24 protein-coding genes are annotated in these 23,790 nt (G+C 38.8%); 11 read left to right on the top strand and 13 right to left on the bottom strand.

Features of this window, described 5'->3' with window-relative positions; genetic code table 11:
* Positions 1 to 222 precede the first annotated feature (222 nt).
* The 4 genes from gshB to ruvX are packed head-to-tail and all read left to right on the top strand — an operon-like array spanning position 223 to position 3,137.
* Positions 223 to 1,170 carry a glutathione synthase gene (gshB, locus tag FLL46_RS05680; RefSeq protein ID WP_142892504.1) on the top strand — a complete coding sequence of 316 codons (948 nt, stop codon included), beginning with the start codon at positions 223 to 225 and terminating at the stop codon, positions 1,168 to 1,170.
* 37 nt (positions 1,171 to 1,207) lie between these two features.
* Positions 1,208 to 2,104 carry an energy transducer TonB gene (locus FLL46_RS05675; protein WP_142892503.1) on the top strand — a complete coding sequence of 299 codons (897 nt, stop codon included), beginning with the start codon at positions 1,208 to 1,210 and terminating at the stop codon, positions 2,102 to 2,104.
* Between the two features lie 59 nt (positions 2,105 to 2,163).
* Entirely contained in the window at positions 2,164 to 2,724 is a 561-nt protein-coding gene (locus tag FLL46_RS05670; RefSeq protein ID WP_142892502.1) for a YqgE/AlgH family protein, read from the top strand.
* A complete protein-coding gene (gene ruvX / locus FLL46_RS05665; RefSeq protein WP_142892501.1) occupies positions 2,721 to 3,137 on the top strand; it encodes a Holliday junction resolvase RuvX in 417 nt (138 codons plus the stop codon). Before FLL46_RS05670 ends, ruvX begins: the two co-directional genes overlap by 4 nt.
* A gap of 32 nt (positions 3,138 to 3,169) precedes the next feature.
* Here the strand turns inward: ruvX and FLL46_RS05660 are convergent, their stop codons facing one another.
* From FLL46_RS05660 to FLL46_RS05630, 7 genes are all read right to left on the bottom strand, one after another.
* The gene (locus tag FLL46_RS05660) at positions 3,170 to 3,790 is read right to left on the bottom strand and encodes a peptidylprolyl isomerase (protein ID WP_246119270.1); all 621 of its coding nucleotides are present in this window, start codon (positions 3,788 to 3,790) and stop codon (positions 3,170 to 3,172) included.
* Between the two features lie 70 nt (positions 3,791 to 3,860).
* Positions 3,861 to 4,796 carry a cation diffusion facilitator family transporter gene (locus FLL46_RS05655; protein WP_142892500.1) on the bottom strand — a complete coding sequence of 312 codons (936 nt, stop codon included), beginning with the start codon at positions 4,794 to 4,796 and terminating at the stop codon, positions 3,861 to 3,863.
* Between the two features lie 141 nt (positions 4,797 to 4,937).
* Positions 4,938 to 6,008, bottom strand: coding sequence for a proline racemase family protein (locus tag FLL46_RS05650; protein ID WP_142892499.1), 1,071 nt, complete (start codon positions 6,006 to 6,008; stop codon positions 4,938 to 4,940).
* 92 nt (positions 6,009 to 6,100) lie between these two features.
* Positions 6,101 to 7,051: a bifunctional Delta(1)-pyrroline-2-carboxylate/Delta(1)-piperideine-2-carboxylate reductase gene (gene lhpI / locus FLL46_RS05645; RefSeq protein WP_142892498.1), complete on the bottom strand. Its 951-nt coding sequence runs from the start codon at positions 7,049 to 7,051 to the stop codon at positions 6,101 to 6,103.
* 229 nt (positions 7,052 to 7,280) lie between these two features.
* A complete protein-coding gene (locus FLL46_RS05640) occupies positions 7,281 to 7,871 on the bottom strand; it encodes a hypothetical protein (protein ID WP_142892497.1) in 591 nt (196 codons plus the stop codon).
* A 165-nt stretch (positions 7,872 to 8,036) separates the two neighbouring features.
* Positions 8,037 to 9,206, bottom strand: coding sequence for a MalY/PatB family protein (locus tag FLL46_RS05635; protein WP_142892496.1), 1,170 nt, complete (start codon positions 9,204 to 9,206; stop codon positions 8,037 to 8,039).
* A 57-nt stretch (positions 9,207 to 9,263) separates the two neighbouring features.
* Positions 9,264 to 9,617, bottom strand: a complete 354-nt coding sequence (locus FLL46_RS05630) for a VOC family protein (protein WP_142892495.1) — start codon at positions 9,615 to 9,617, stop codon at positions 9,264 to 9,266.
* A 224-nt stretch (positions 9,618 to 9,841) separates the two neighbouring features.
* On the opposite strand from FLL46_RS05630, the gene FLL46_RS05625 reads away from it, so the two are divergent.
* Entirely contained in the window at positions 9,842 to 10,228 is a 387-nt protein-coding gene (locus FLL46_RS05625) for a DUF4156 domain-containing protein (protein ID WP_142892494.1), read from the top strand.
* A 97-nt stretch (positions 10,229 to 10,325) separates the two neighbouring features.
* Here FLL46_RS05625 and FLL46_RS05620 read toward each other — a convergent pair whose 3' ends face one another.
* On the bottom strand, positions 10,326 to 10,718 hold the full coding sequence (locus tag FLL46_RS05620) for a hypothetical protein (RefSeq protein WP_168204062.1): 393 nt from the start codon (positions 10,716 to 10,718) through the stop codon (positions 10,326 to 10,328).
* Between the two features lie 570 nt (positions 10,719 to 11,288).
* On the opposite strand from FLL46_RS05620, the gene FLL46_RS05615 reads away from it, so the two are divergent.
* Entirely contained in the window at positions 11,289 to 12,677 is a 1,389-nt protein-coding gene (locus FLL46_RS05615) for a tryptophanase (protein WP_142892492.1), read from the top strand.
* A 144-nt stretch (positions 12,678 to 12,821) separates the two neighbouring features.
* On the opposite strand, the gene FLL46_RS05610 is transcribed toward FLL46_RS05615, so the two are convergent.
* Both FLL46_RS05610 and FLL46_RS05605 read right to left on the bottom strand, forming a co-directional pair.
* Positions 12,822 to 13,286: a hypothetical protein gene (locus FLL46_RS05610; protein ID WP_142892491.1), complete on the bottom strand. Its 465-nt coding sequence runs from the start codon at positions 13,284 to 13,286 to the stop codon at positions 12,822 to 12,824.
* A 63-nt stretch (positions 13,287 to 13,349) separates the two neighbouring features.
* Positions 13,350 to 14,243, bottom strand: a complete 894-nt coding sequence (locus tag FLL46_RS05605; RefSeq protein ID WP_142892490.1) for an Fpg/Nei family DNA glycosylase — start codon at positions 14,241 to 14,243, stop codon at positions 13,350 to 13,352.
* Between the two features lie 1,047 nt (positions 14,244 to 15,290).
* Between FLL46_RS05605 and FLL46_RS05600 the strand changes: the two genes are divergently transcribed.
* From FLL46_RS05600 to FLL46_RS05580, 5 genes are all read left to right on the top strand, one after another.
* Positions 15,291 to 16,250 (top strand): sensor histidine kinase, encoded by a 960-nt coding sequence (locus FLL46_RS05600; protein WP_168204061.1) that lies wholly within the window; start codon positions 15,291 to 15,293, stop codon positions 16,248 to 16,250.
* A gap of 3 nt (positions 16,251 to 16,253) precedes the next feature.
* Positions 16,254 to 18,470 carry a bifunctional diguanylate cyclase/phosphodiesterase gene (locus FLL46_RS05595; RefSeq protein WP_142892488.1) on the top strand — a complete coding sequence of 739 codons (2,217 nt, stop codon included), beginning with the start codon at positions 16,254 to 16,256 and terminating at the stop codon, positions 18,468 to 18,470.
* Positions 18,471 to 18,657: 187 nt separating this feature from the next.
* Complete coding sequence (tsaA, locus tag FLL46_RS05590) at positions 18,658 to 19,365, top strand: tRNA (N6-threonylcarbamoyladenosine(37)-N6)-methyltransferase TrmO (RefSeq protein ID WP_142892487.1); 708 nt, start codon at positions 18,658 to 18,660, stop codon at positions 19,363 to 19,365.
* A 146-nt stretch (positions 19,366 to 19,511) separates the two neighbouring features.
* Entirely contained in the window at positions 19,512 to 20,114 is a 603-nt protein-coding gene (locus FLL46_RS05585) for an outer membrane beta-barrel protein (RefSeq protein ID WP_142892486.1), read from the top strand.
* Positions 20,115 to 20,351: 237 nt separating this feature from the next.
* Complete coding sequence (locus tag FLL46_RS05580; protein ID WP_142892485.1) at positions 20,352 to 21,353, top strand: phage integrase N-terminal SAM-like domain-containing protein; 1,002 nt, start codon at positions 20,352 to 20,354, stop codon at positions 21,351 to 21,353.
* A gap of 160 nt (positions 21,354 to 21,513) precedes the next feature.
* Here the strand turns inward: FLL46_RS05580 and FLL46_RS05575 are convergent, their stop codons facing one another.
* The 3 genes from FLL46_RS05575 to FLL46_RS05565 form a co-directional block, all read right to left on the bottom strand.
* Entirely contained in the window at positions 21,514 to 21,948 is a 435-nt protein-coding gene (locus FLL46_RS05575) for a YbaN family protein (RefSeq protein WP_168204060.1), read from the bottom strand.
* Positions 21,949 to 22,031: 83 nt separating this feature from the next.
* The gene (locus tag FLL46_RS05570) at positions 22,032 to 22,994 is read right to left on the bottom strand and encodes an MBL fold metallo-hydrolase (RefSeq protein ID WP_168204059.1); all 963 of its coding nucleotides are present in this window, start codon (positions 22,992 to 22,994) and stop codon (positions 22,032 to 22,034) included.
* Positions 22,995 to 23,199: 205 nt separating this feature from the next.
* Positions 23,200 to 23,763: a hemerythrin domain-containing protein gene (locus FLL46_RS05565; RefSeq protein ID WP_142892482.1), complete on the bottom strand. Its 564-nt coding sequence runs from the start codon at positions 23,761 to 23,763 to the stop codon at positions 23,200 to 23,202.
* Positions 23,764 to 23,790 lie beyond the last annotated feature (27 nt).

Raw genomic sequence — 23,790 nt, 5'->3', positions numbered from 1 at the left:
TACGGGATTTGCGAGTTGGTCGTAAAGACTTTTCAATATGTTAGCTTAAAAAAGAAAACTATTAGAATCAAGCTTTTAAAAGACATGAGAGTCATACAACTTTAAAAACGCTTTGTAACCCACTGATAAGTATAGGCAATCTATTGAATTTTAAATATAACTTTCTATAATGGGGTACTAATAGTACCCTTCCCCAGTCCTCAATTATAGTCGAGAATTGAAATGTCGCTGAAAATCGCAATTCTGATGGATCCTATCTCTCAGATCAATATTAAAAAAGACAGTAGTTTCGCGATGCTTCTTGAAGCACAAAGTCGCGGCCATCAATTATTTTATCTCGAACAACATGATTTGATTTTGTCAGAAAATCAAGTCATTTCTCATTCACGATCACTTAAGGTGATGCCTGACCCCGACCAATGGTTTGAGTTGGGTGAACAATCTAGCGTACCAGTTACAAACTTCGACGTCATTCTAATGCGCAAAGATCCACCATTTGACATGGAATTTGTTTACAGCACTTACTTACTTCAACTTGCTCGAGAGCAAGGTGTACTGGTTGTAAACGACCCGCAAAGTATTCGAGATGCTAATGAAAAACTTTACACGGCGTGGTTTCCCCAATGCTCTCCCGGCGTACTTGTGAGCCGAAACGAAACAGACTTTAGAGAGTTTTTATCGAAGTATGGGGATATTATCTTAAAACCGTTAGATGGGATGGGCGGTAGTTCAATATTTCGAGTGAGAAATGACGATCCGAACATCGGCGTTATCATCGAAACTCTCACTCAATTAGGCACTCAATCAGCAATGGCGCAAGAATTTATTCCCGATATTGTTCGTGGTGATAAGCGCATATTGATGGTTGATGGTGAACCTATTCCTTACTGTCTGGCACGTATTCCGGCAAAAGGCGAAACCCGCGGAAATTTGGCTGCCGGTGGTCGAGGTGAGGCGCAACCTCTGTCTGAGCGCGATCGCTGGATAGCATCCCAGGTTGGTCCGACACTTAAGGAAAAGGGGCTCATGTTCGTTGGTTTAGACGTTATTGGGGATTACCTAACTGAAATAAATGTCACCAGCCCGACTTGTATTTGTGAAATAGACGCTGCCTTTGATACTAATATTGCTGGTACACTATTTGACGCAATAGAAAAAAGGTTTGAGTAATAGAACCTTACTGCAGAACAAACACGGTGCTATCTTAATGCAAAATTATGAGGGGACGATCGATAGTCAGGATCACCCCAAAATCAGTCAGTCAGATAAATTGTTATTTTGCGCATTTCTTGCGCTGGCTTTTCACGCATTGGTCTTTTTTGGCGTTGGCTTTAAGTTGCCAGAACTATCTGATAGCAAGTATGAAAAGACGTTCAACGTGATTCTCGCTCAATTTGAAGCTGAGAAAAAACCAGAAACAGCGGATTTCATCGGCCAGGCTAATCAAGAAGGTGGTGGTGAAAGCGAAGAAAAACTGATGCCCAGCACCACGGAAATGGCGCAGTTTAATGATCCTGATAAAATCGCCAACGAACCTCAGCAAATGAGAGCATCGTCAGCGAACTCCCAGCCTACACCTGAAATTATCAATAGTCTGGGCGAACTATCAGCTGCGCACAACCCGCAAGAAAATAGCGAGAAAAGTCAGCAACAAGTACCCGACGCGGCAGCTTTAATCGACAAAAGCTACCAGTTGTCGGGCCTTATCGCTAACTTAGATAATCGTGATATCAATCAAGCTCGTAAAGGACGCCGCAGGGCGATATCAGCTTCGGTTCACAGGTCGTCAGATGCCCTTTATCTGGATAGCTGGCGCCGAAAAATTGAGCAGGTTGGCAACCAAAATTACCCCCAAAAAGCCAAAATTAATAAAGTTTATGGAAATTTGACCCTCAAAGTGGCCATAAACCGTGACGGTACCATCAATCAATTGTCAATTATGAAGAGTTCGGGTGAGAAAATTCTCGATAATGCAGCACTGAGAATAGTCCGATTGGCAGCGCCTTTCAGGCCATTAACCAAAGAAATGACTAAAGATACCGACATTCTCGAAATTATCCGTGTCTGGCAATTTCAACCTGATTACAAGCTGAGAACAAATTAATCTAGGTTTATCCAAGATTGAGACTTGTAATTTACCCCAATTGCACCAACAATAATATTATGAGCAAGTTTCCAAGTCTGAAAAATCATCTGTTAATTGCGATGCCGTCCCTAAAAGACCTTCACTTTAGCCGCAGCGTCACTTTACTCTGTGAGCACAATGAAGACGGCGCGATGGGGATAGTCATCAATCACCCGCTAGACTTTTCCACTTCAGAATTACTTGAACATATGGAAATTCCCTGCGTGCAAAGCCACAACATTAACCCCGTATTTGCTGGTGGCCCGGTTCAGGTCGATAGAGGTTTTGTCCTTCATCGTGCCGAAAAACTCTGGAATTCAAGTATTCAACTAAAAAACAACATATCGATAACTACGTCAGCCGATATTCTTCACGCCATCGGTCGCCATGAAGTCAGTAACGAGGCTTTTATTGCGCTCGGATACGCAGGCTGGGAAGCTGGTCAGTTAGAAACAGAAATAATGGAGAACTCATGGCTGACAGTCCCTGTTGATCCAGAAATTGTCTTCTCTACCGAAATTGATAAACGCTGGGAGAAATCAGTTCAGCTTCTGGGTGTTGATATCGAAAACCTGAGTAATATGTCCGGACACGCATGAGTCAAGTTATAGCATTCGATTTTGGATTGGCCAGAATCGGCGTGGCAGTAGGACAAGCCATCACTCAAACCGCCTCTCCACTGGATACCCTGAAAGCCAATGATGGTGTACCTAATTGGACGCAGGTAGAAATATTATTAAAGCACTGGCAGCCGAAGAAAGTTTTAGTGGGCGAGCCCTTTAACATGGACGGAACCGATCAAGAGATAACACTTCGCGCCAGAAAGTTTGCTAATCGAGTTCACGGCCGTTTTGGCGTCCAGGTAGAAATGGTCGATGAAAGACTATCAAGCGCCGCCGCCAGAGATGAATTATTTGAGTTTGGCGGTTATCAAAAAATTAAGAAATCCCAAGTTGATAGTATTGCAGCAGCACTGATTCTGGAGTCCTGGTTTAGCAATCAAAATTCGTAGTGCCTGGCCACTTTCACTTAATTGGCTGGTGTTTACTCCTCTTTGAGCAGAGTCGCCTTTTTTAAAACAATCTGTTTTATCGGCACTTCATCCCAGCCAAGTTCAGGGTTGGTATGTGTTTGCGCCCTTGCAATTAAGTCGAGCACCTCGCCACCTTCCATCACCATTCCAAATACGGTGTATCCCCAATCTTTTCCAGGGTTAAGGCTCTCATTATCAGCCATATTAAAATAGAATTGGTTGGTCGCAGAGTGAGGATCACTTTCTCTTGCCATGGCAATAGAATACATTTCATTTTTTAACCCATTGCCAGACTCGTTAAAAATCGGCTCTCGCTGATCCCGAGGATTGTACAAGATATCGTAACCACCACCTTGAACGACAAAATCCCTTACGACACGATGAAACACAGTCCCATCGTAGCTACCGGCAACGACGTAAGCTAAAAAATTATTCACGGTAATCGGCGCACGATCACGATCCAGCTCAATTAAAACTTTCCCTACGGCAGTTTCTAATAACACTCTGGGAAACAAATTATCCGGTTGAACGTCAGCCCCGTTTTGCTTTTTGTTTGCTGGAGCTTCTTGCGCCTGGCTAACAAAAGTGCCAATCATCAGACACAAAATAATAGTACGAAGAGTTGATTTCAAAATAATATTCTCATGTGATTAAAACTGAAGGGAATCGCCCTGCTGGCCCCTAAGTTTAATTAGACTAAAGTTACTCTTCAACACCAATCGAATGATTGTTAGCTTCATCAATACCAATCGGACGAGTTTTAACTGGTTCAACATGAATTGATATATCCGTAACATTAAATTCTTGTTCGACAACTATTTCCACCTCGTCACAAATCTTATGAGACTCTTCAGTTGTCAGGTGGGAAGCCACATGGATGATCATATCGACGGAAGCAAGGTTTCCGATCCAACGAGATCTCACTCTAGAAACCGCGTAAACACCTTCGACCTTAGCAACTGACTTTGTCAAAAGTTCTGGATCGATGGCAAACTCATCAACTAACACTGGCGCAGCTTTTTTAAATAATTGAATTGCCAGATATAAAATAAATCCAGCAATTGCCAGTGCACATAATTTATCCAACCACACATAACCCATCGCTGACAATTGCCAGCCTCCGATGACAACAACAGTCGTTAATACATCAGAAAAAGTATGGCTCGCGTCGGCATGCAAAATATCCGAATCAAGTCGTTTTGCCCACATTCTCTGCCAAGACGCCAACACGATATTGATGATTAGTACAAAAAGCATAATCGCCAACTCCCAACCAGAACTGAAAATCTCTGGGGTTTCTCGACGAAATGCGTGAATAACCAATTCAAAGGCAAGCACCAACAATAATACAGCGAGCCCTAATACCGCCAGGGTTTCAAATTTACGGTGCCCATATGGGTGTTCTTTATCAGCTGGTTTACTGGCGTGTTTTACCACACTCCAGGCCACCACATTGTTGGTAACATCGGTTAACGAATGAATAGCGTCGCCAATAATAGCCAGTGAGCCGGTCGAAAAACCAACAAAAGCTTTGGCTATCAAAACCAGCAAATTAGCACTGCCTTCGACAAAAATAATCTGTTGAACTTTTTGGTCTTTATCTTCAGACGAAATGGCGTCTTGCGACGGTAATGACATTTCACAAAATCCTGGCTAAGCACTCACAGTCATAGTAACACTAAGCTTATTAGCGCCAAAGTTTATTGGCGATAGAATTAATTGATTTTGGTAAACAAAAAATACACTGTGAAACTCAACGCGAGTTTATTACTCGCGCTTTTAGCGCAGAAAAAAACCGTTTCGAAGTTTATCATTTGGATTGATAATTAATTGGTTTACACCACAAACAAAAGCGTTACCTGAAACTTTGGGAATCACCGCCTGATAAGAGCCAAACTCTTCTACCCGCTGTACCGAAGTGATAAATTGTGAGCCGAGAATACTCTCAATTTTCATGGATTCGCCTATTTTGATTTCTCCTTTAGCATAATGTAATGCCATGCGACCAGAAACCCCTGAACCAGTTGGTGAACGGTCTACTTCCCCATCTGCGAATATGCAAACATTTCTGCTATCAACGCCAGCCGAAATAGGCCCGCCAATGAAAATAGTCCCATAAAGAAAGCTAAGTTCCGGTTCGTAAGGATGGAGGATTTTTTCACTGCTACCAAGTACCGCATTTTTGATTTCAGTTCCCAACTCAATTAACTGTCGATTATTTTCTGGTACTAAATCTAAGCCAAGTTGTTCTGCATCAACATAAGCATAAAACGCTCCACCGTAAGCCAGATCATATCGAATATTTTGAGAAAGACTTTCGATATGAACGCTTTCATTTAACCCAGTGACAAAGGAAGGAACACATTCAAACGAAGCCGTTATATCGCTTAGGTCTCCATTATTCACACAACCCCGTGCTTTAATTAGCCCACATGGCGCTTCAATGGTTAGCTCCGCGATATCGTTGTGAACTTCCACCCAATTCATTTGAATAGCTAAAGTCATAATACCGATAACGGCATGGCCACACATGCTGCTGTAACCCTCATTGTGCATAAAAATGGCACTGCAATCTGCTTGACTATTAAACGGTGGTAATAACAAACAACCATACATATCCGCATGGCCTCGCGGCTCAAACATAATGGCCGTTCTAAAATGATCAAAATTCTGTTTTAGCTGTTTTCGATACTCAAGCAACGAATCAGCCTGAACTTGCGGATAACCATTAATAACCACCCTTAATGGTTCTCCGCCCGTATGCATATCGATCACATCAATGATATGGCTGTCAGATAAAGGTCGAAATGCAGTTTGGGTCTTAAACCGGTTAATAAAATCACTCGACATAAATCAAAAGCACCTCAACATATTGGTATTTCACAGTAATAAACCTTAATCCTGGTGAGTACTAGCAGGCAGCTAATTCACTTTAAATAAACTCAAAGATTAACTTTTTCTGCGATTAGAGTCGCGGCAACAAGGTCTTCTAACGCATGACCAACTGATTTAAAAAAAGTAATCTCTTCGCTATGTTCTCGCCCGGTCGCAGCTTCTTTGCACAACTCGAAAAGCTCGGCTTTGATGTCGGCTCTCTGGATAATCCCCTGCTGCATAGGTATCACGATATCACCGGTTTCTTTGAGTGCGCCAGCGTAGTGATCCACAAAAATGGAACTCCTGAGCAAACATTGGTCATCGGCCTCTCTCATATCTGGTCGATAGGCTCCAACCATGTCTAGATGTTGACCTGGTTTGAGTAATTCACCGTTAATCAAAGGCGTTTCGCTTAAAGTTGCGCAACTAATGATATCCGCATTTTTGATACCACTTTCAATAGTTTCCACAACCTCAATTTCAAATGGTTCGTCAACAAGTGTCTTTTTCAATGCTTCAGCTTTTAATGGATCTCTGCCCCAAATGATAACTTTATCTATCGGACGGACCGCCGCGTGCGCTTTGATTAGCACTGATGATAAGGCTCCTGTGCCAATCATCATCAGGCAACGACTATTCTCTCTAGAAAGATAACTGGATGCCAATGCCGATGTTGCAGCGGTTCGGTATGCGGTCAGCGACTTAGCATCTAATAATGTCTTGCAGCTACCTTTATGGGCATCAAATAATAAGTAAATACCCTGAATTGAAGGTAAATTATAGTCACCGTTATTGGGCGAAACAGTTACCATTTTTACCCCTAAATCTTTACCGGGATCCCATGCAGGCATCAATAAAAGTGTTGATTCTCTGTCCTCAGGAGGGTTGGCATAGTCATGATGGTGCCGCATTGGCACCTCGACATTTGATTGAGCAAACGCGCTTCTTAAACGCTCAATTAACTCAGGAAAATCAAAGTGGCTCTCTATTGTTTGTTTATCAATAAATGTAATCATCAGTTAAATATAAATTAAAAAGCAAATGTATAAAGGCTAAGATTAACACTTTAACTTTGCACACAAAAGCACTTTATTAGGTAAACAGAGCACATCTTATCGCTGTGGTATGCCCGCGACTCAGCTTAGCTTTTGTTAGTCAGGAAATAAATTGACGGAACTAATCAGATCGAAAGTATTCATTGGAAAGAAAGGCTGTCAGCGACTTAAATCACTGAAAGCTGACAACTCAACTCAGTTTATCTAATCTTAGCGCCTCAGCATAAGCGATAACATCTTCCTCACTGGCGCCGTATCCTTTAAGTGTGAACATTGCATTATTGTTAACAATCAGAATAACTTCGATATCTCCGTCTTCAACGCGTAACATCGCTTTAATCCCCTGCACGGAGATTAATTTTGCCCCACTCATGGTAATCATTGAAGGATTACTAAACATCGATAACATTGACTGTAGCATCGGGGAATCCATCATTAGTTCAATTTCGACTTCCTGCCTTTCACCAAGAGAATATATTCTGTTGGCGGTAATACCACCGCCGAGCGTTAATTCACTACTAGAGTCGCTACCAGCAACCTCCGCTTTCCACCCAGTTAATGGTTCAGGAAAAACGGTAATCACTCGTCCAATTTTTTGTTGCCTGATTAAAGCGGCAGCGTAATCCAATTGCGAGGTAGCCGCAGAAAATTCTCCTTTTTGATATTGGCGTAACCCTTCATTAATTGCGTTGGTTACTTCGTCTGCATTGGATAGATAAGGTAAGCAAAATAAGATAAGAAAAAAGATACTCTTACTCATTAATTTGATAATTGATTTCATTAATTTTTTCCTTTTTCTTGATCGTAAAATCAAGTGGAAAAGCTGATAAAAACTGCGCCCAAACTGAAAACCCTATTAATTTCAGCCTTCGGGCGCCATTGTATTTACCTGATTAATAAAATCGACAAAGAATAGTAAATTTGTGGATTGGTACACACATTTATTTTAACCAAATACGCTGACGAGTTTATTGAGTGCCTCATCAAGAATCGAGCGTGGACAAGCAAAATTTAATCGAAAAAAACCTCGACCATTCTTGCCAAACTCAAGACCGTTGTACAACCCCACGCCAGCTTTTTGGATCAACATTTGCTCGATAACTTTATTTTCCAATTCCAGCTTTCTAAAATCTAGCCAGGCTAGATAGGTTCCTTGTGCAGGCACCACGCTAACATCAACGAAATCTTCACTGACTCGATGACATAAGTAATCTCGGTTTGCCTTAAGATACTCTAATAGTCCATCAAGCCATTCACCGCCGCTTTGGTAGCCAGCTGTTGTTGCAACTGCAGAAAATATTCCATCGAGATTAAGCTGAGAAGTGTCTATAATAAACTGAATTTTCCGTTTTAAACTTTCATCATCACAAATTAATGTTGACTGAGGCAAACCAGCAATATTAAAAGTTTTGCATGACGATATAATTGAAATACTCGACGGTCTTTGATTTCTGTCAAGACGATTAAAATGCCAATGTTTTGTATTTGAAAAGATTAAATCGGCATGGACTTCATCACTAATTACAGTGACATTATTTTCCTTACAAAGCTCGGCTAGCTTCAACAGCTCATTTTTTTCCCAAACTCTTCCGGTTGGGTTGTGTGGGCTACACAATATCAGTAATTTTGTTTTTCGAGTAAAACATCTTTCCAAGTGTTCAAAGTCCATCTGATAACCTTCTTCCGCTGCAATTAATGGGTTTTCGACTAGAACGCGATTGTTCTTAGCTACTACTTTCATTAAAGGCGGATAAGAAGGCACCTGTACAATCACCTCATCGCCGGGTTCGGTCAATAGCCTGACTAACATATCAAGCGCAGGAACGGTGCCTGGAGGATAAAACAACAGATCGGAAGCTTTGACTTGCCAGCCGTGACGTGACAGCAACCAATTGATGATTGAGTCGACATATTCAGAGGCACGAAAACTATAACCAAACACAGGGTGTTCAAGTCTTTGTGAAAGAGCATTCGTGATGACTTGCGGTGTCGCAAAATCCATATCCGCAATCCATAAGGGAATAACATCTTTTTTCCCAAATTTATTTAAGTTCTTTTCCCACTTGATACTAAGAGTACCTATTCGAGATAGAGAATTATCGAAATCAGTTTTCATTATTTTTGACTGTATACCTGGCTAACATCAGTAATGGAACCTATCGGCTTTTAGCCCCTACTTATCAGACCACACCGCATATTCATTGCCGTTTAAATCGGAGAAATGAAAACGCCTTCCACCGGGAAATGAGAAAATTGGCTTGGTAATCTGTCCATTCGCTTCTAATATTTTTTGGTGAGTTTGCTCCAACTGTTCGCTGTAAATAACAATTAGCGCACTACCATTTGATGTAGTCATAATCTGATCAGACTGAAAAAAGCCGGCGTCCAGCGCTGCATTAGAAACAGCACAATAATCATCGCCATAATCAACAAACTGCCACTCAAAAACTTGAGCGAAGAATGCCTTAGTTTCTGGAATATTTTTTACAGGAAATTCGATGTAATTAATTTTATGGTGTTTTTCCATGACTCGCTTCCTAAATAAGCTTTTTTGTATTTAACAGACAAGCTACTTTATCGTCTAGCCGACCTTATTACCAGCACAACTCTGTGCAATTTTTATAATTAGTACTTTCTAACGCGCAGCAGCTCAACTCTAGATTATAGTATTCAGCTTAAATTCAGATGAAAACCGTATTATAACCTCAAACTTACCCGTCAATAATTAATGATATTTGAAAGGAAATAACGATGAAGAAGCTTGTTATGATAACCGTCGCTCTTAGTTTAACTGCCTGTCAGGCGATCAAGCTCTCCCCAGGCGCTCGACTAGTAAAGTTGACTCATAATGAACCCGGAAAAGAGTGTCAGTTTTTAGGTGACATTACTGGCAATCAGGGTGACTTTTTTACAGGTGGATTTACCTCTAATAAAGATCTGGAAACCGGCGCTCGGAATGATCTCAAAAACAAGGCATATGCCATGGGTGGCAATACCATTTATATCCTGACTCAACGAGCAGGCCAAACGGGAAGCTATGACCATGAATATGGCGGCGGCTCATCCCAAACAAATGTTACGCTAAGTGGAAATGTTTATAAGTGTCCAACACAACAGGCATACATGAAAAACACTTAATCAACGCTTAACTAGCCAGCATGGCTAAAAATCTTACGTTACTAAGTATAAAAATCACACACAGTGATAACATTGTGTGTGAAGTACTTTTGACGTATTAATTTTTACCGGTGTGGTTTTTCACTTCATTATTTCTAAACTGGCTATTTTCACGAGAGTTATAATAAAAAGGAATGGTGCCATTATGGGAGAGCTGCTTACTGTATATTCTCTTAAACAATCCGTTCTTAACCTGTGAATGACTCACAGACTGATTACTATTAATCAATTTCTCCAGCTGTTTGAACTCACTCTTGCGAAGTTCAAAATCGTCACCACATTTTTCACAAAAAATAAAATACTCTTTCTTAAATGAAATGGCTTTCAAAGAAAGTAACTTTATCCATTGTGTGAGGCGGCCAAACTCCCAAATAGTCCTCTGCTTACACTGATGACAGTAGGACGAACAAACTTTTCCCATGTTCTCGGCATCTCTCTCGAGTCCTAACATACTTCCCATAACTTACCCAATTTTTTTATTGTTATGTATTACTTATTGTTATATTCAATGAGTCCTATTTTTTCTTCGCATAAGGCTAATATGATTTCACTTTAACTGCAAGCGAAACACCTTATTACATCTTAATAATCTCAGACAAAACAAAAAAAATAGTAGTACTTAGTCATATTATTAAGAATACTGATATCTTAAAACTTTAGGTTCTAAAAGTACGGTACTTTCATAAATATAATCATTTCTAATTTTAATCTCCGATCACGAATAAGACTCAATTAGATTGATTTCAATTATTATTACAGATTACTTTTTTTCGAATACTCAAATAATTGACAAGTGGTGAAAAAGTTATTACCTTACATCATCAATATCGCGAAACTAAATAATACTTATTCAATGAGTTTATATTCAATCCTTCATCGTCTGTTACCAAGTGTCTGGTATGTTCTGGACGACAAGCTCGTGTTTGATTTTCCACAAAAGTAGCCATTTTTCCTTCAGTAATATTTTTTACTAGTCATTAACTTTTTAAAATTATTTTCTGTTATTTCAGGAGAAATGCTCATGCGTAAAATCCCAGAACCTTTCCGAATAAAAATGGTTGAAACCATTAAAATGACAAGCTATGACGATAGAAAAAGATCGCTTAACGAAGCGGGATTGAACCCTTTTTTATTGAAAAGTGAAGATGTGTATATCGATCTACTTACCGATAGCGGTACCGGTGCAATGAGCCAAGAGCAATGGGCGGGTTTGATGGTCGGAGACGAATCTTATGCAGGTAGTCGTAATTATTATCATTTAGATTCCGTTGTTAAGGAGCTTTTTAATTATCAACACACCTTACCTGTTCATCAAGGTCGAGGTGCCGAACAAATCTTATTTCCGAGTTTGGTTCAGCGTTGCAATAGCCAAAACCCAATTTTTCTTTCTAACTATCACTTCGACACAACAGCCGCACACGTCGAGATGAGTGGAGCAACTCCCATAAACATTGTTTGTGAGGAAGCCTTCGACACACAAACCTATCATGACTGGAAAGGAAATTTTGATCTTGAAAAATTACGTCAGGCTATTTGGCAGTATGGTGCAGAAAATATCGCGGGTATCGTTACAACAATTACCTGCAACAGTAGCGGTGGACAGCCTGTTTCAATGAAAAATATGCGAGAAGTTTATAGTATTGCTAAAAAAAATAATATTCCTGTCATCATTGATTCAGCGCGATTTTGTGAGAACGCCTGGTTTATTAAACAAAGAGAGTTGGAATATAAAAACGCAACTATTCGAGAAATTATTCGAGAAATGTACCAATACGGCGATATGCTAACCATGTCAGCTAAAAAAGATCCAATGGTCAATATCGGTGGTCTTCTGTGCATACGAGAAGACGAAGATTTATTTAGAGAAGTACAAACGCGATGCGTTCCAATGGAGGGCTTTGTGACTTATGGTGGAATGGCCGGTCGTGATATGGAAGCTTTATCAATTGGATTAATGGAAGCTTCTGATGAAGAGTTTTTACACTACAGAATCAAACAGGTAGAGTATCTAGGATACCGGCTGAATCAATCAGGAATCCCCATTCAATATCCAACCGGCGGGCATGCAGTTTTCGTTGACGCAGCCAAAATGCTACCGCACATTGCACCCGATCAATTTCCAGCGCATGCTTTGGCGAATGAACTCTATCTTGAAGGAGGGATCCGCGGTGTAGAAATAGGTTCGTTACTTCTAGGGCGGGATCCTAAAACAGGATTGCAAAAATCATCTCCACTGGAGTTACTGCGGTTAACAATTCCACGAAGAGTTTATACGAATGATCATATGGATTATGTCGCTGATTGTTTAAGTGCAGTAAAACAAAGGGCTGAAAAAATCAGGGGGGTTAAGTTCAACTACGAGCCGCAGATGTTACGCCATTTTACCGCAAGATTTTGTAATGCAGCTTAATAACCACCTTTGGTCTTTTTAATTTATTTAACAACCACTTTATGCTTTTCTAGATAAATCTCTGGTTGCATTTTTTGTAACCAGAGAGCATCAAACTTTGTACAAATGTTTTTAGCGGCAACCGAAACTAAAAGCCCTCCTGAACTACTTCAAAACCAACTTTTCAGAACTAACTTTCAAATTAACCATATCACCATATTCTATGCCTGATAAATAGTCAGTTATTACTTCAAGAGTAGATTCATTTTGAAAATGATCAATCTTTGTTTCTGGATGTGGATAATAAATGAAACTATTAAACCATCTCTTTTGAAACTCAATTTCACAGGTAATAAACGAAAAATCTTCCGCTGGAAATCCCTGAGCCCAATTGACGTTTTGAAATAGATAGTCAGCTTTCAATATTTTAAATGTTTTAGGGGAAATCAAAAGGTTGAGCGTCGCGGGATAATAACGCTCCAAATTTAACCCTCTCTGATTAAAATGTGGGATCTGCATTTGAATAGAGCCCATAGGATACGGTGATTGCTTATTTTTTCCAGAAGCAATCATGTATCCTTGGGTGACAACAGCAGGTATTGTTTGCGATAAAGATGAAGTTTTAGGCATATTTAGAAAAAATGTAAATTAAATTTTTATCATTTAATTATAATCAGCCAACCAAAAATATATTTAACTTTTTTTACGCTCTAACTCTTCAATAGTTTTCGGCCAATCTTTTTTTAATAACCTTGAAAGTGAGCGATCAGCTAATAATTTACCGTCAGTTTGGCATCTCGGGCAATAATTAGTTTCATTACTGGCATAGCGAATTCTTTGCACAATAGTTTGGCAAACCGGGCAATTCTTTCCAAACCTACCATGTACCATCATTTCAGAACGGAATGCAGTCACTTTTTCAGGGAAGTTATCACCACTTTCATTTCTCAACCTATCGGTCCATTCAACCAGAACATCTTTAGTCGCGGAGTACAAAGTCTCAATCTCGTCTGAAGAGAGCTTTTGTGATTGTTTGATTGGAGATAAGCCTGCTCGATGAAGTATTTCATCAGAATACGCATTGCCGATGCCACTATAAATGCGCGGGTCAGTTAATACTCTCTTCAAAGTATGATTAGTATGAGTAAGTAAATTCGAAAAAGCTTCAAGATCGAGCTCCGCAATTTCTTTACCGCCAGGATCTTGCTCTGCTACCGCTTCCTCACCGCGTACAACGTGCAACGACGCTCTTTTCTTTTTACCCGCTTCTGTAAGATAGAGGATTCCGTTATCAAATTTTAGAATGATCAACGCACTTTTTCCTGGCATTTTTTTAACCGAATCCTTCCAATGTAAACGACCGGCAATCATCAAATGAAATATCAACCAGTAATCGTCAAATCCTATAGCAATGCGCTTACCAATCCGTTGCAATCGAGTCACTTTTCTATCGATGAGATCAGTCAGTGGAATTTCAGCGGTTCTCAGTAAAAAAGGACTTTGTAACTTAATATCGACAATTGAGTGCTGCTGGATACGCGATTCAAGCGCTTCAATATAGACGGTAATGTCGGGAAGTTCAGGCATAAATACTCCTAAAAAATGGCGCCAGGTCCCTGCTCACTCAAACCTGTGCTATGAGCAAACTAACGACAGGAAAATCACTCTCTTGAGGTTAAGCGACTCACCAGCCTCCTTAGCTCAGCGCTAATTCAGACAAGGCTATTTCGTTCCTCACGCCGACAAGTGCCACCACTATTTCTAAATGTTATCTAGACACTCTTAAATTAACTTAATGGATTTATCATCCATGCAGCTCAGTTTTGGTAGCTAAAAAACCAATCATGAATAATATCAAACAAGGGCAAAGAAGATGTTTTTCAAGCTCTGCTTTGGTTTTTAATCTATTAATGTTCTATATTAGTAAGTATCTTTCCAAATAACAAAATAGGACTCAGTCGGTAAAACTGCTTGGCTATATCAGGTAAAGTTATAAACCTAAAAGATATTATCATATTATTGGAATATAAATGACCAAATATCTCATCGAAGGGAAGCTTTACACATTGTCAGTTTAATTTTTATTGTCATCTACTAACATATATAAATTTGACATAAAAGGCAGGTTTAAACTTATCGAAAAATGGCTATGGACAAGCGAAAAAAAACCTCTCCCCATGAAGACACATCATTAGTCTTTGAGAAACCCACTCGTAGGCAAAAGCTGCTTCACCGTCAGGATGGTGACAGCGTTGTCCAATCTAAATATAAAATATGTTTTATGGGAACAATAGAATTGAGTCAATATAAGATCAGGAAATAGCAAATTATAGGGAAGTAAAAATGGAGAAGTTTTACAGTCAAACGAGCGACAACAAAAACTTGATGGTAATTTTAAATTAGATATGAACATTTATAACGGAAAAATGGACATTGTGAAAAAGCAGAATATTTTAAGCCTAATGGTATTTCCCGAAAAAATTACGTGGTCAATGAAATTGAAAAGCCACGTTTCACTTTTCCACCAATGTTAGCTAGCTGTGAATGTCGCTTATTATGAATAGTCATGACCTCACTTATAAACCTAACCAGGTATTTCTATTTTCAATTACGTTACTTGTTGTAAGTATCAGTATGACCTTTTTTGCTTACCAAAACCCTGAGTCTAAACTAGTTTATTATATAATTATTGCCAGCCCTCTAATTACCTTCCTGGTTTGTATTTCTCTAGGTTTTGTGCTGCAAAAACACAAGAGTGCCCAACGAACTTTACAAGAAAATAAGGAAAAACTAAGTAATACTCTCGAATCGCTAACAAAAACTCAGGAGCAATTAGCCCGTTCCGAAAAGCTCGCCTCTTTAGGTGGTTTAGTCGCCAGTATTGTTCATGAATTGAATACGCCAATAGGAAATACAATGTTAGCCGCCTCAACACTCAGCGACGACATTTCTACGTTAAAAAACACTTTTGATTCTGGCTCTCTTAAAAAATCTAGTTTAGAGGAATTTATCGAATTGGCGCTCAAAACAATAGCTCTTATCCAGAACAATACAAATAGCACAAACGAGTTGATCAAAAATTTTAAACAAGTTGCTGTCGACCAAACTAGCGAGCGACGACGAACCTTTGACTTAAAATCTGTATTTGAAGAGCTTATCTGGGTCTTGACTCCTCAGATAAAGCGAACGCCATACATAATTAAAAACCTTGTGATTGAAGGTTTAATACTAGATAGTTATCCAGGTGCTTTAGGCCAGATCATTACAAACCTGATAAATAACTCCATTATTCATGGCTTCGAAAAGAGAAGTCAAGGAACTATAACAGTAAAAGCGGAAGAAGTTGATGGCGATATACGTATTGTTTATGAGGACGACGGAGATGGAATTCCCGAAGACAAACTTCAAAAGATATTCGATCCTTTTTATACAACCAAACTAAGTAAAGGTGGAAGTGGATTAGGTTTAAACATTGTTAAAAGTCTGATTACAGACTTACTAGGCGGTAAAATCGAAGTTGAGAGCGAACTCCAAAAGGGCACAACTTTTATTATCCAAATTCCAAAAAAAGCACCAGAAGAAAGCGGGAGATAATCAGTGGCACAGAAGGACGAATTAATGAGTTTCGCAGAAGAGGAAGTCGAAGTAACTTCAGTCGAGGAGAAGTGGAAAATCCTCGTTGTAGACGACGATGTAGAAGTTCATACCGTAACCACACTCGCCCTTAGAAAACTAAAAGTTCTCGATAAGAAAATTCATTTTCTTCATGCTTATAGTGCCTTGGAAGCCAAAGAAATTTTAGCTAATCAAAGTGGCATTGCTGTCATACTACTTGACGTTGTTATGGAAACAGATGATGCAGGATTAAAACTAGTTAACTTTATTCGCTCGGAACAAAACTATAGAAATATCAGAATAATTTTGAGAACAGGTCAACCAGGCTCAGCGCCTGAACTTGAAGTGATACAACATTACGAAATTGACGATTACGAAATGAAGTCGGAGCTTACTCGCACACGTCTAGTTACCTCAATTACCACAGCCATTCGTTCATATTATCAACTATCAATGATTTCAGTTAATCGAGATGGACTGAAAAAAATTATCGATTGGGGCACCGAACTGATGGCAAGACGAAACGCCAATTCGTTTGCAGTTAGCGTGCTAGAGTATATTACATTACTTCTATCTTTGCCCAAAGAAAGCCTGTTTTGCGTGGCAATGATCGATCCTTCGCAGAAAACTCGAAGACCAACCATAAAAGCACTTGCAGGTCTAGGACGATACTCAGAGCTTTCGGAAAAAGACATAACTCAGTTAGAAGATAGAAAAATCATCGACCTATTTAATCAATGCCTTATTAGAAGAGAACATATTTTTAATGAAGACACTATTATTTTGTACATGAAAAGCCACTATAACGAAGCACTCATTTATCTTAAGTCAAATGGACATATGAATGAGATTTACCGGAATCTTTTAGGTGTATTTTGCTCTTATTCAGCAGTTTGTTTCGAAAATGTGAAACTCTTCGAAAAACTCAACTTTGCAGCCTACTACGACAATCTAACAAATTTACCAAACCGACTACATTGCGTGGAAGTTCTTGACCAATACACTATTGGAGAAAAGAAAAAAGGTGAATGCATCGCTCTCATTGATATAGAACACTTTCATGACATTAATGTTTCGTTAGGTCAGCAGACAGGCGAGCAACTACTAGTGACATTTGCTCAAAGACTAACCGATGGTTTTGGCCGAGATTGCTACATTTCGAGGATTGGGAGTCATTCGTTTGGAATACTAGGCTCTGATGAAATTGTAAAACCAGAAAGAATATATGAGCTTTTCTCAAAAACATTAAAGTTTTCCAACAACGCTATACCGGTATCACTCAAAATTGGAATTTGCGAAAACAAATATTGGAAAGATAACGGAATAGACGTACTTAGGAAAACAAGCGTGGCGCTTGAATATGCAAAGAGACAATCCGAAAATAATCATTGCTACTATCAATCAAAACTCACTAAAACAACTCAGAATCGATTGCAATTAATGCATCGACTTAAGCAAGCATTGACTGACGAAAAACTTCAGGTTTGGTATCAACCTCAAATTGATTTGAATACAAAAGCGATCGTAGGAGTCGAAGCATTAATTCGCTGGCAAGATGAAGACAACAATTTCATTCCACCCAATGAGTTCATTCCTGTTGCGGAAAATTCAGGACTTATTGTTGATATAGGCGCTTGGGTGCTTAAGCAAGCGCTTGAAGATATTCAAGAAATTAACCAGTCGTCTGCTCAGAAAATGAAGGTTTCTGTCAATGTGTCGGTTACTCAGTTTAAATCTTCAAGTTTTATTTCACAAATAAAAAGACTAGAGTCGGAAAATGTAGATCTCAAGAATTTGTTAGAGTTAGAAATTACAGAAAATGTTGTGATGGATAATCATAATGAAATCATATTGGTATTGAATCAACTAAAAGAGCTGGGCATCGAACTGGCGCTTGATGATTTTGGGACAGGCTTTTCGTCGCTAAGTTATTTAGCCAACATCCCGTTTGACACGCTAAAAATTGATCGGGCTTTTGTGATCAATTACCAGGAAGAAATTGGAAAAACAATTTTAGACTCTATCGTCCTACTCGGAAAGCAGCTTAAGAAAAGAATAATATGTGAAGGAATAGAAACGATTGATCAAGCAGAATACCTCAGAAGTCTTCAGTGTGAAATCGGGCAAGGTTTTTTATACTACAAACCGATGCCGCTGCAAGCTTTTAAGGAGATATTATTAACACCTACACATCAATAAAGAATTACTTTTCTTTAATAAACTTTTCTACTAAAACGTTCTCTGGTCTGAAACTTTTACTCAAATAATGCCATCCACAAAAACCACGCGATATTAAAAACACTTAACAATTAGCATCAGCTATTTAATCTCTGGACATTTCTTACATAACGTCGGAAAATGCTTTTTTTGTCCTGTGTCAAATTATATGAACTTTTCTTTCTCCCCAATAGGTGTTGTTCATTCCCCTTATAAGCAAAAATTTGCAATTCCACGACAACCAGGTCTCGTTAGTGAAGCAAATGGTTTAATAGAAATGTTACCGCCCTGCGATAAAATCGAAGCATTTGAAGGTATCGAAGAGTTCTCACATTTGTGGTTGTTATTTATTTTCCACGAAACGATGGAGAAAGGCTGGTCAAATCAGGTAAGACCGCCACGGTTAGGTGGAAATATTAAAAAGGGAATTTTTTCGACTCGAACGACATTTAGGCCTAACCCTATCGGTATGTCTGTCGTTGAATTTAAGGGGATTCGAAAAGAAAATAAAAAGCTGTTTTTGGAACTCAGCGGACTAGACTTACTCGATCAGACACCAATCATCGATATTAAACCTTATTTACCTTATGCTGATAGCATTACTGGCGCCTCAGGTGGTTTTGCCCCTGCAAAACCAGAAGCTGATATGGAAGTTATTTTCGAAAGTACAGCACTGAAACAATGCGAAAGCTTTCTAGGACAATACCCCGATTTAATAACATTTATTTCTGCTGTACTCAAACAAGATCCCAGGCCTGGTTATAAAAAGAAAAGTGAAGAAGAAAGAGAGTACGCCGTTTATTTATATGATCTAAATATTAGATGGAAAGTCATCGGCAATACCAATGTAGTCACGACAGTTGAAAAAAAATGTTAGTTTCCTTTTTCCATACGTCTCATTGATAACCGAACTACTCTTAATCTACAGTTTCATACAATTTAAAAACAAAAGTCAGACAGATTTCATTGAACTCCCCGATTAAACTACGCCCGTCATTTTACGTAACATTAGGGAAACCAACAATGAAGAAACCAGCTCACTTAATTTCAATTATGCTCTTAGCGAGTTCTTCTTTCACGGCAATTGCTGAAGAGGGAAAATTTTCACCACATACGTTCGGAATACAGGCCGCCGGAGGTAGCGCTGAGTACAAAGGTTCTAGCGAAGACGGGGACGGCGTTGCACATGTTTATACTTATTATAACTACGCCTTCTCATCTGACTACTCCGTGGAAACAGGGATCACCGCAGGTACCGATGCTGACGACTGGAAATGCACAGAAGTTAACGGGAATGAATGGGTCTGTCGCTCAGACAATCGGCCTATTTTCGACCTACAAGCAGATAAATTAGAGTACTCAACTATCGTTATGGCTCTCAAAGCTAAATACCAATTAAGTAAACGTAATTCTTTATATGCGAAAGTTGGCGGGCAATTTTATGACTATGAATTTAGCCGCAATAACGCAAGAGTAGCGGATAAATCGGGCTTTGGCGCACTAATTGAAGGCGGCTGGGAAATCCGCTGGAGCTCAGGTTGGGGCCTAAATGCAGCTTATCAGTATTCAGACATGGGAGATTTAGAAGTCACTTCTTTTAACGTCGGCACATCTTACTCGTTTTAACCGACAATAAAAGCACTCAATGAAGGCTTGATTTCATGCTCTATAGGTAATCAGCGTGGCCAAGCCTTCAATTGTCAGAAAATATCACCAATTAAAGAAAAATTCCCCCTATATTCTATTCCATATCCTTTCCTCAATCTCAGACTAGCCAATATTTCAAGATCTTCAATAACCTCTTGACAAATACTACTTATACAAATACCATTATTTCAAATAGTATTTAAAGAGATAGTTCGCATGGAAGAATTTAAGGCGCTAAACCAGATCAGCTTCTCTCAATTTCTTAAGCAAATTGAAGCGCTTGCAAGCTCTGCAGGCTTTTCAGAATTGATGACAAAGAACTATACGAACTGGATTTTACGCTTTGTACGTTTCCACAATCAGTGTCGTCTTGCGGATATGGGCAAAACTGAAATCGAAACTTTTCTATCTTTTCTTGCTGACGAACTTAATCATGATCAGCTAGCACAAGAAACAGCATTAAAAGCGCTTGAGTTTCTTTATTCTAAATTCCTCAAAGTTAAATTTGGGAATCTCCACTATTCGCGGCTGAAAAAACGCCGCGGCTTTTTTTCCAGATTTGATGAGCACCATTGCCACGCAGTTATCAACAAAATGAATGGCGCTACGCAATTAATGACAAAGCTTGCACTGCTTACTAATTTGACGTTAAGAGAAGTTATTAATCTAAAATTGTCTGATATTGATTTAAAGAAAAACCAGTTAATCGTACGAGACTATATTGGTACCCATGGCGATTCTTTGAGAATTAGAAAAACGGAGATTAGTAAAACACCTATTAAAGATAGTCTCTTAAATAAGAAGTTTACTGTGAATATTCCAGTACAACTGATTTTGGATTTACGCATTCAAATAATGAAAGTACATCATTTAATACGAAAAGAAAAAGAGCGACAAGTTGACCAAGCTCTCACTAACTTTTCTATTTTTGACAAGCACTTAGAGCCAAAACAGCAATATCTGTTTCCCCATAACTTTCAAAGAAAGAATGACCAGACTTCTTCGCTATTAGATCAAATGCCTCTGGCAATATTAAAAAGTGATATTCGATTGGCAATTAGAACTTATCGAAGATTCTTACCAAATGATAACTATTTGAGTTCAAACATAAAAATCCCCAAACAAAGTCAATCACAAGTAACCCCTGCCACTCAAGCAATGCAAGTGCATACTCTACTGATAAAACAGAGTGGACCACAAACTTCTTTTAATTTTTAAAATGCTCCCAAATTGATTTAATAAGTCACAGAGAGAAACTGATTCTTAACATCGAGGCGAAACTCATTATTTTATTCACGTAATATGATCATCGAAGCAGAACCATCGTAAAAAAAGCTTAAGTATTAGTAATCAATAAAGAGAAATAAAAACCTTGGAACTAGTTAGTTTTTTTCGTTTCAATGGCATTCGGTGTTGGGTTTGACTGTTCTATATCTTCACTGATAGGTAGGCGATATACAAAGATGGCAGGAAACAACATAACTGTAAAAATTATCAATTTGAGTACTAGAGAATCTAAAACAACTGTAGTGTAAATGCAGGCAACCAGCATCGCAGATAAAGCAATAAACTTTGCTTTCTTAGGAATACTACGAGTTTCATTCCAATGATGAATGATTGGTCCAAACCATCGATGAGACATCAACCAACCGTGTAAACATGGAGACGATTTTGCAAAGCATCCAGCGGCAATAATTAAAAATATCGTTGTAGGTAGTCCAGGCACGACTATTCCAATAACTCCAAGCGCGACAAAGAAAATACCCGCTAGAATTAATAAATATTTTACGACCCCTTTTTGCTGACCAATCACAATTTACCTGAAATATTTAAATGAGTTTTACCAGTATCAGTTGATCCTAGCCTCACCCTTTATTCTAGACTAACGCTCAACTTTTACAATCTTAATTGCATTCCTTCAACAGCATACTGAAAACCAGCTTTTTTTACTTGTTGCTGCGCTGCACTTCCGTCAATGAGCAACGGGTTGCTATGGTTAAAATGAATGAAAATGATTTTTTTCTTATGCTTTTGCGGTAATTTGTCAAATAACTGCATACTCTCAACGACAAATGGGTGTGGAACTTCACTCATATCACGGTTAGGTAGTTCATCATCAGAAAAGAATGTGGCATCTAAAAAGGCATAATCGACCTCCTTTACCAATTCGCTAATATCAAGACGCCACTTTTGCCATTTATCGATATCAGGAATAAATAGTAGCGACTTGTTAGGCCCTTCCAATTTATAACCGACCGTTTCAGTATATTCATCTCTATGGGGTACTTTTAGAGGCGTCAACTTTAACCGCTCGTTAAGCAACATAACTTTTCCATCTTTTAGAGGTTTCAATGAAATATTTTTCAATTTAACTAACTGACTCCAAGGCCCATTGGATGATAGATATTGCATCATTCTAGGCATTGCAAATACAGGAACTCCTTGCGAAGCCGTGGCTTCTCTCCCCAAATGCATCAATCCAGTATAGTGCCCCATATGGCCATGAGTAAGCATAATTCCACCTAACTGATACTTATCATCAGGCGCGTACCGATGAAGTTGATACATTTGCTCTTTTATGTCTGGTGTTGCCTCAAATAAAAACTTTTGCTTATTTGAATGATCGATAATCCCTAAAGAAGTTGCCAAACGGCGCTTTTGAGGATTTTTCCAACCAGGCATACAGTGAGGTTTATAACAATTTATTTGAGGATATCCGGCGTCCTGAGCAATACCTAACACTAACAGTGAAACACCTTCATGAGTTTTTGCATTTAACGACGATTGGAAAAAACACAAGGTAAGTAAAAGAAAACAAGAGCTTATATTCAACAAAGAGGTATTTTTATTATTATGCATATGTTTCGTTACCATTAGCTAACCGACCTTAGTACTTAAACGAACTGATTAACGAAACTAGCGATTAATACAGCCAAACACCAAGATAAATTAATTCAGATCGCACCACAAACTTACTGCATGAAGCAATCTATCATGAATAATGGAATTTCATCAACGTAAAAAGTTGACTCAAACCGCTCAACCAATTAGCGTCCTCAGGAATTTAATTAACTGGAATTTGATTTAAGCTTTCAACAACTAAACGGTCAAGTTCCTCAACAAAATCAAGTTGGCGCTTCCAAAGTTTCTGTTTGTTTCTATTCAACTCAATCGCTTCGTAGCTCTGATTAATGACCTTTTTGACTTGCTCGCTTAATTGATTTTCAGCCATAGGGTAAAGAATATTATTCTCTTTGAAAATATGTTGAGTTAATACTTCACTATATTTATGAATTCCGCTCCTTATAAGCTGACAATCTTTAGTGCTCACTCCTTGCCTGACTACATTAAGGGAATCTCTGGCAATATCGTGCTCATGAAGCATTTGTCCAATAGGATTACAGTGTTCCAAAACACCAGGCTGAGCTAAGTGGTAAAATAAGATATCTTCTTCTTTTGCGTGATGATAGTCGTCTGCAAACTCTTCAACAAATAGAACAAATCTGTGAGCCAACTCCAGGAAAATAGTATCAACTAGATTTTCATGACAATCGCTCAACTTCACCATCGAACCAATGACTTTCATAATCAACTGATGTTCTTTAATTAATTCTTCACTAATATTCATGGCGCTCCTCGGTAGAAACAGCTGAAA

The organism is Aliikangiella coralliicola, from assembly GCF_007004725.1.
In the GTDB taxonomy this organism is placed as follows: domain Bacteria; phylum Pseudomonadota; class Gammaproteobacteria; order Enterobacterales; family Kangiellaceae; genus Aliikangiella; species Aliikangiella coralliicola.
The sequence above is the reverse complement of the archived record's forward strand: the minus strand, read 5'-3'. Positions and strand labels throughout refer to the sequence as shown.

Bases quoted from the DNA above. Each gene is read 5' to 3' on its own strand.
- gshB (WP_142892504.1), top strand. From the start codon at position 223: ATGTCGCTGAAAATCGCAATTCTGATGGATCCTATCTCTCAGATCAAT.
- FLL46_RS05675 (WP_142892503.1), top strand. From the start codon at position 1,208: ATGCAAAATTATGAGGGGACGATCGATAGTCAGGATCACCCCAAAATC.
- FLL46_RS05670 (WP_142892502.1), top strand. From the start codon at position 2,164: ATGAGCAAGTTTCCAAGTCTGAAAAATCATCTGTTAATTGCGATGCCG.
- ruvX (WP_142892501.1), top strand. From the start codon at position 2,721: ATGAGTCAAGTTATAGCATTCGATTTTGGATTGGCCAGAATCGGCGTG.
- FLL46_RS05655 (WP_142892500.1), bottom strand. From the start codon at position 4,796: ATGTCATTACCGTCGCAAGACGCCATTTCGTCTGAAGATAAAGACCAA.
- FLL46_RS05650 (WP_142892499.1), bottom strand. From the start codon at position 6,008: ATGTCGAGTGATTTTATTAACCGGTTTAAGACCCAAACTGCATTTCGA.
- lhpI (WP_142892498.1), bottom strand. From the start codon at position 7,051: ATGATTACATTTATTGATAAACAAACAATAGAGAGCCACTTTGATTTT.
- FLL46_RS05640 (WP_142892497.1), bottom strand. From the start codon at position 7,871: ATGAAATCAATTATCAAATTAATGAGTAAGAGTATCTTTTTTCTTATC.
- FLL46_RS05635 (WP_142892496.1), bottom strand. From the start codon at position 9,206: ATGAAAACTGATTTCGATAATTCTCTATCTCGAATAGGTACTCTTAGT.
- FLL46_RS05630 (WP_142892495.1), bottom strand. From the start codon at position 9,617: ATGGAAAAACACCATAAAATTAATTACATCGAATTTCCTGTAAAAAAT.
- FLL46_RS05625 (WP_142892494.1), top strand. From the start codon at position 9,842: ATGAAGAAGCTTGTTATGATAACCGTCGCTCTTAGTTTAACTGCCTGT.
- FLL46_RS05620 (WP_168204062.1), bottom strand. From the start codon at position 10,718: ATGTTAGGACTCGAGAGAGATGCCGAGAACATGGGAAAAGTTTGTTCG.
- FLL46_RS05615 (WP_142892492.1), top strand. From the start codon at position 11,289: ATGCGTAAAATCCCAGAACCTTTCCGAATAAAAATGGTTGAAACCATT.
- FLL46_RS05610 (WP_142892491.1), bottom strand. From the start codon at position 13,286: ATGCCTAAAACTTCATCTTTATCGCAAACAATACCTGCTGTTGTCACC.
- FLL46_RS05605 (WP_142892490.1), bottom strand. From the start codon at position 14,243: ATGCCTGAACTTCCCGACATTACCGTCTATATTGAAGCGCTTGAATCG.
- FLL46_RS05600 (WP_168204061.1), top strand. From the start codon at position 15,291: ATGACCTTTTTTGCTTACCAAAACCCTGAGTCTAAACTAGTTTATTAT.
- tsaA (WP_142892487.1), top strand. From the start codon at position 18,658: ATGAACTTTTCTTTCTCCCCAATAGGTGTTGTTCATTCCCCTTATAAG.
- FLL46_RS05585 (WP_142892486.1), top strand. From the start codon at position 19,512: ATGAAGAAACCAGCTCACTTAATTTCAATTATGCTCTTAGCGAGTTCT.
- FLL46_RS05580 (WP_142892485.1), top strand. From the start codon at position 20,352: ATGGAAGAATTTAAGGCGCTAAACCAGATCAGCTTCTCTCAATTTCTT.
- FLL46_RS05570 (WP_168204059.1), bottom strand. From the start codon at position 22,994: ATGCATAATAATAAAAATACCTCTTTGTTGAATATAAGCTCTTGTTTT.
- FLL46_RS05565 (WP_142892482.1), bottom strand. From the start codon at position 23,763: ATGAATATTAGTGAAGAATTAATTAAAGAACATCAGTTGATTATGAAA.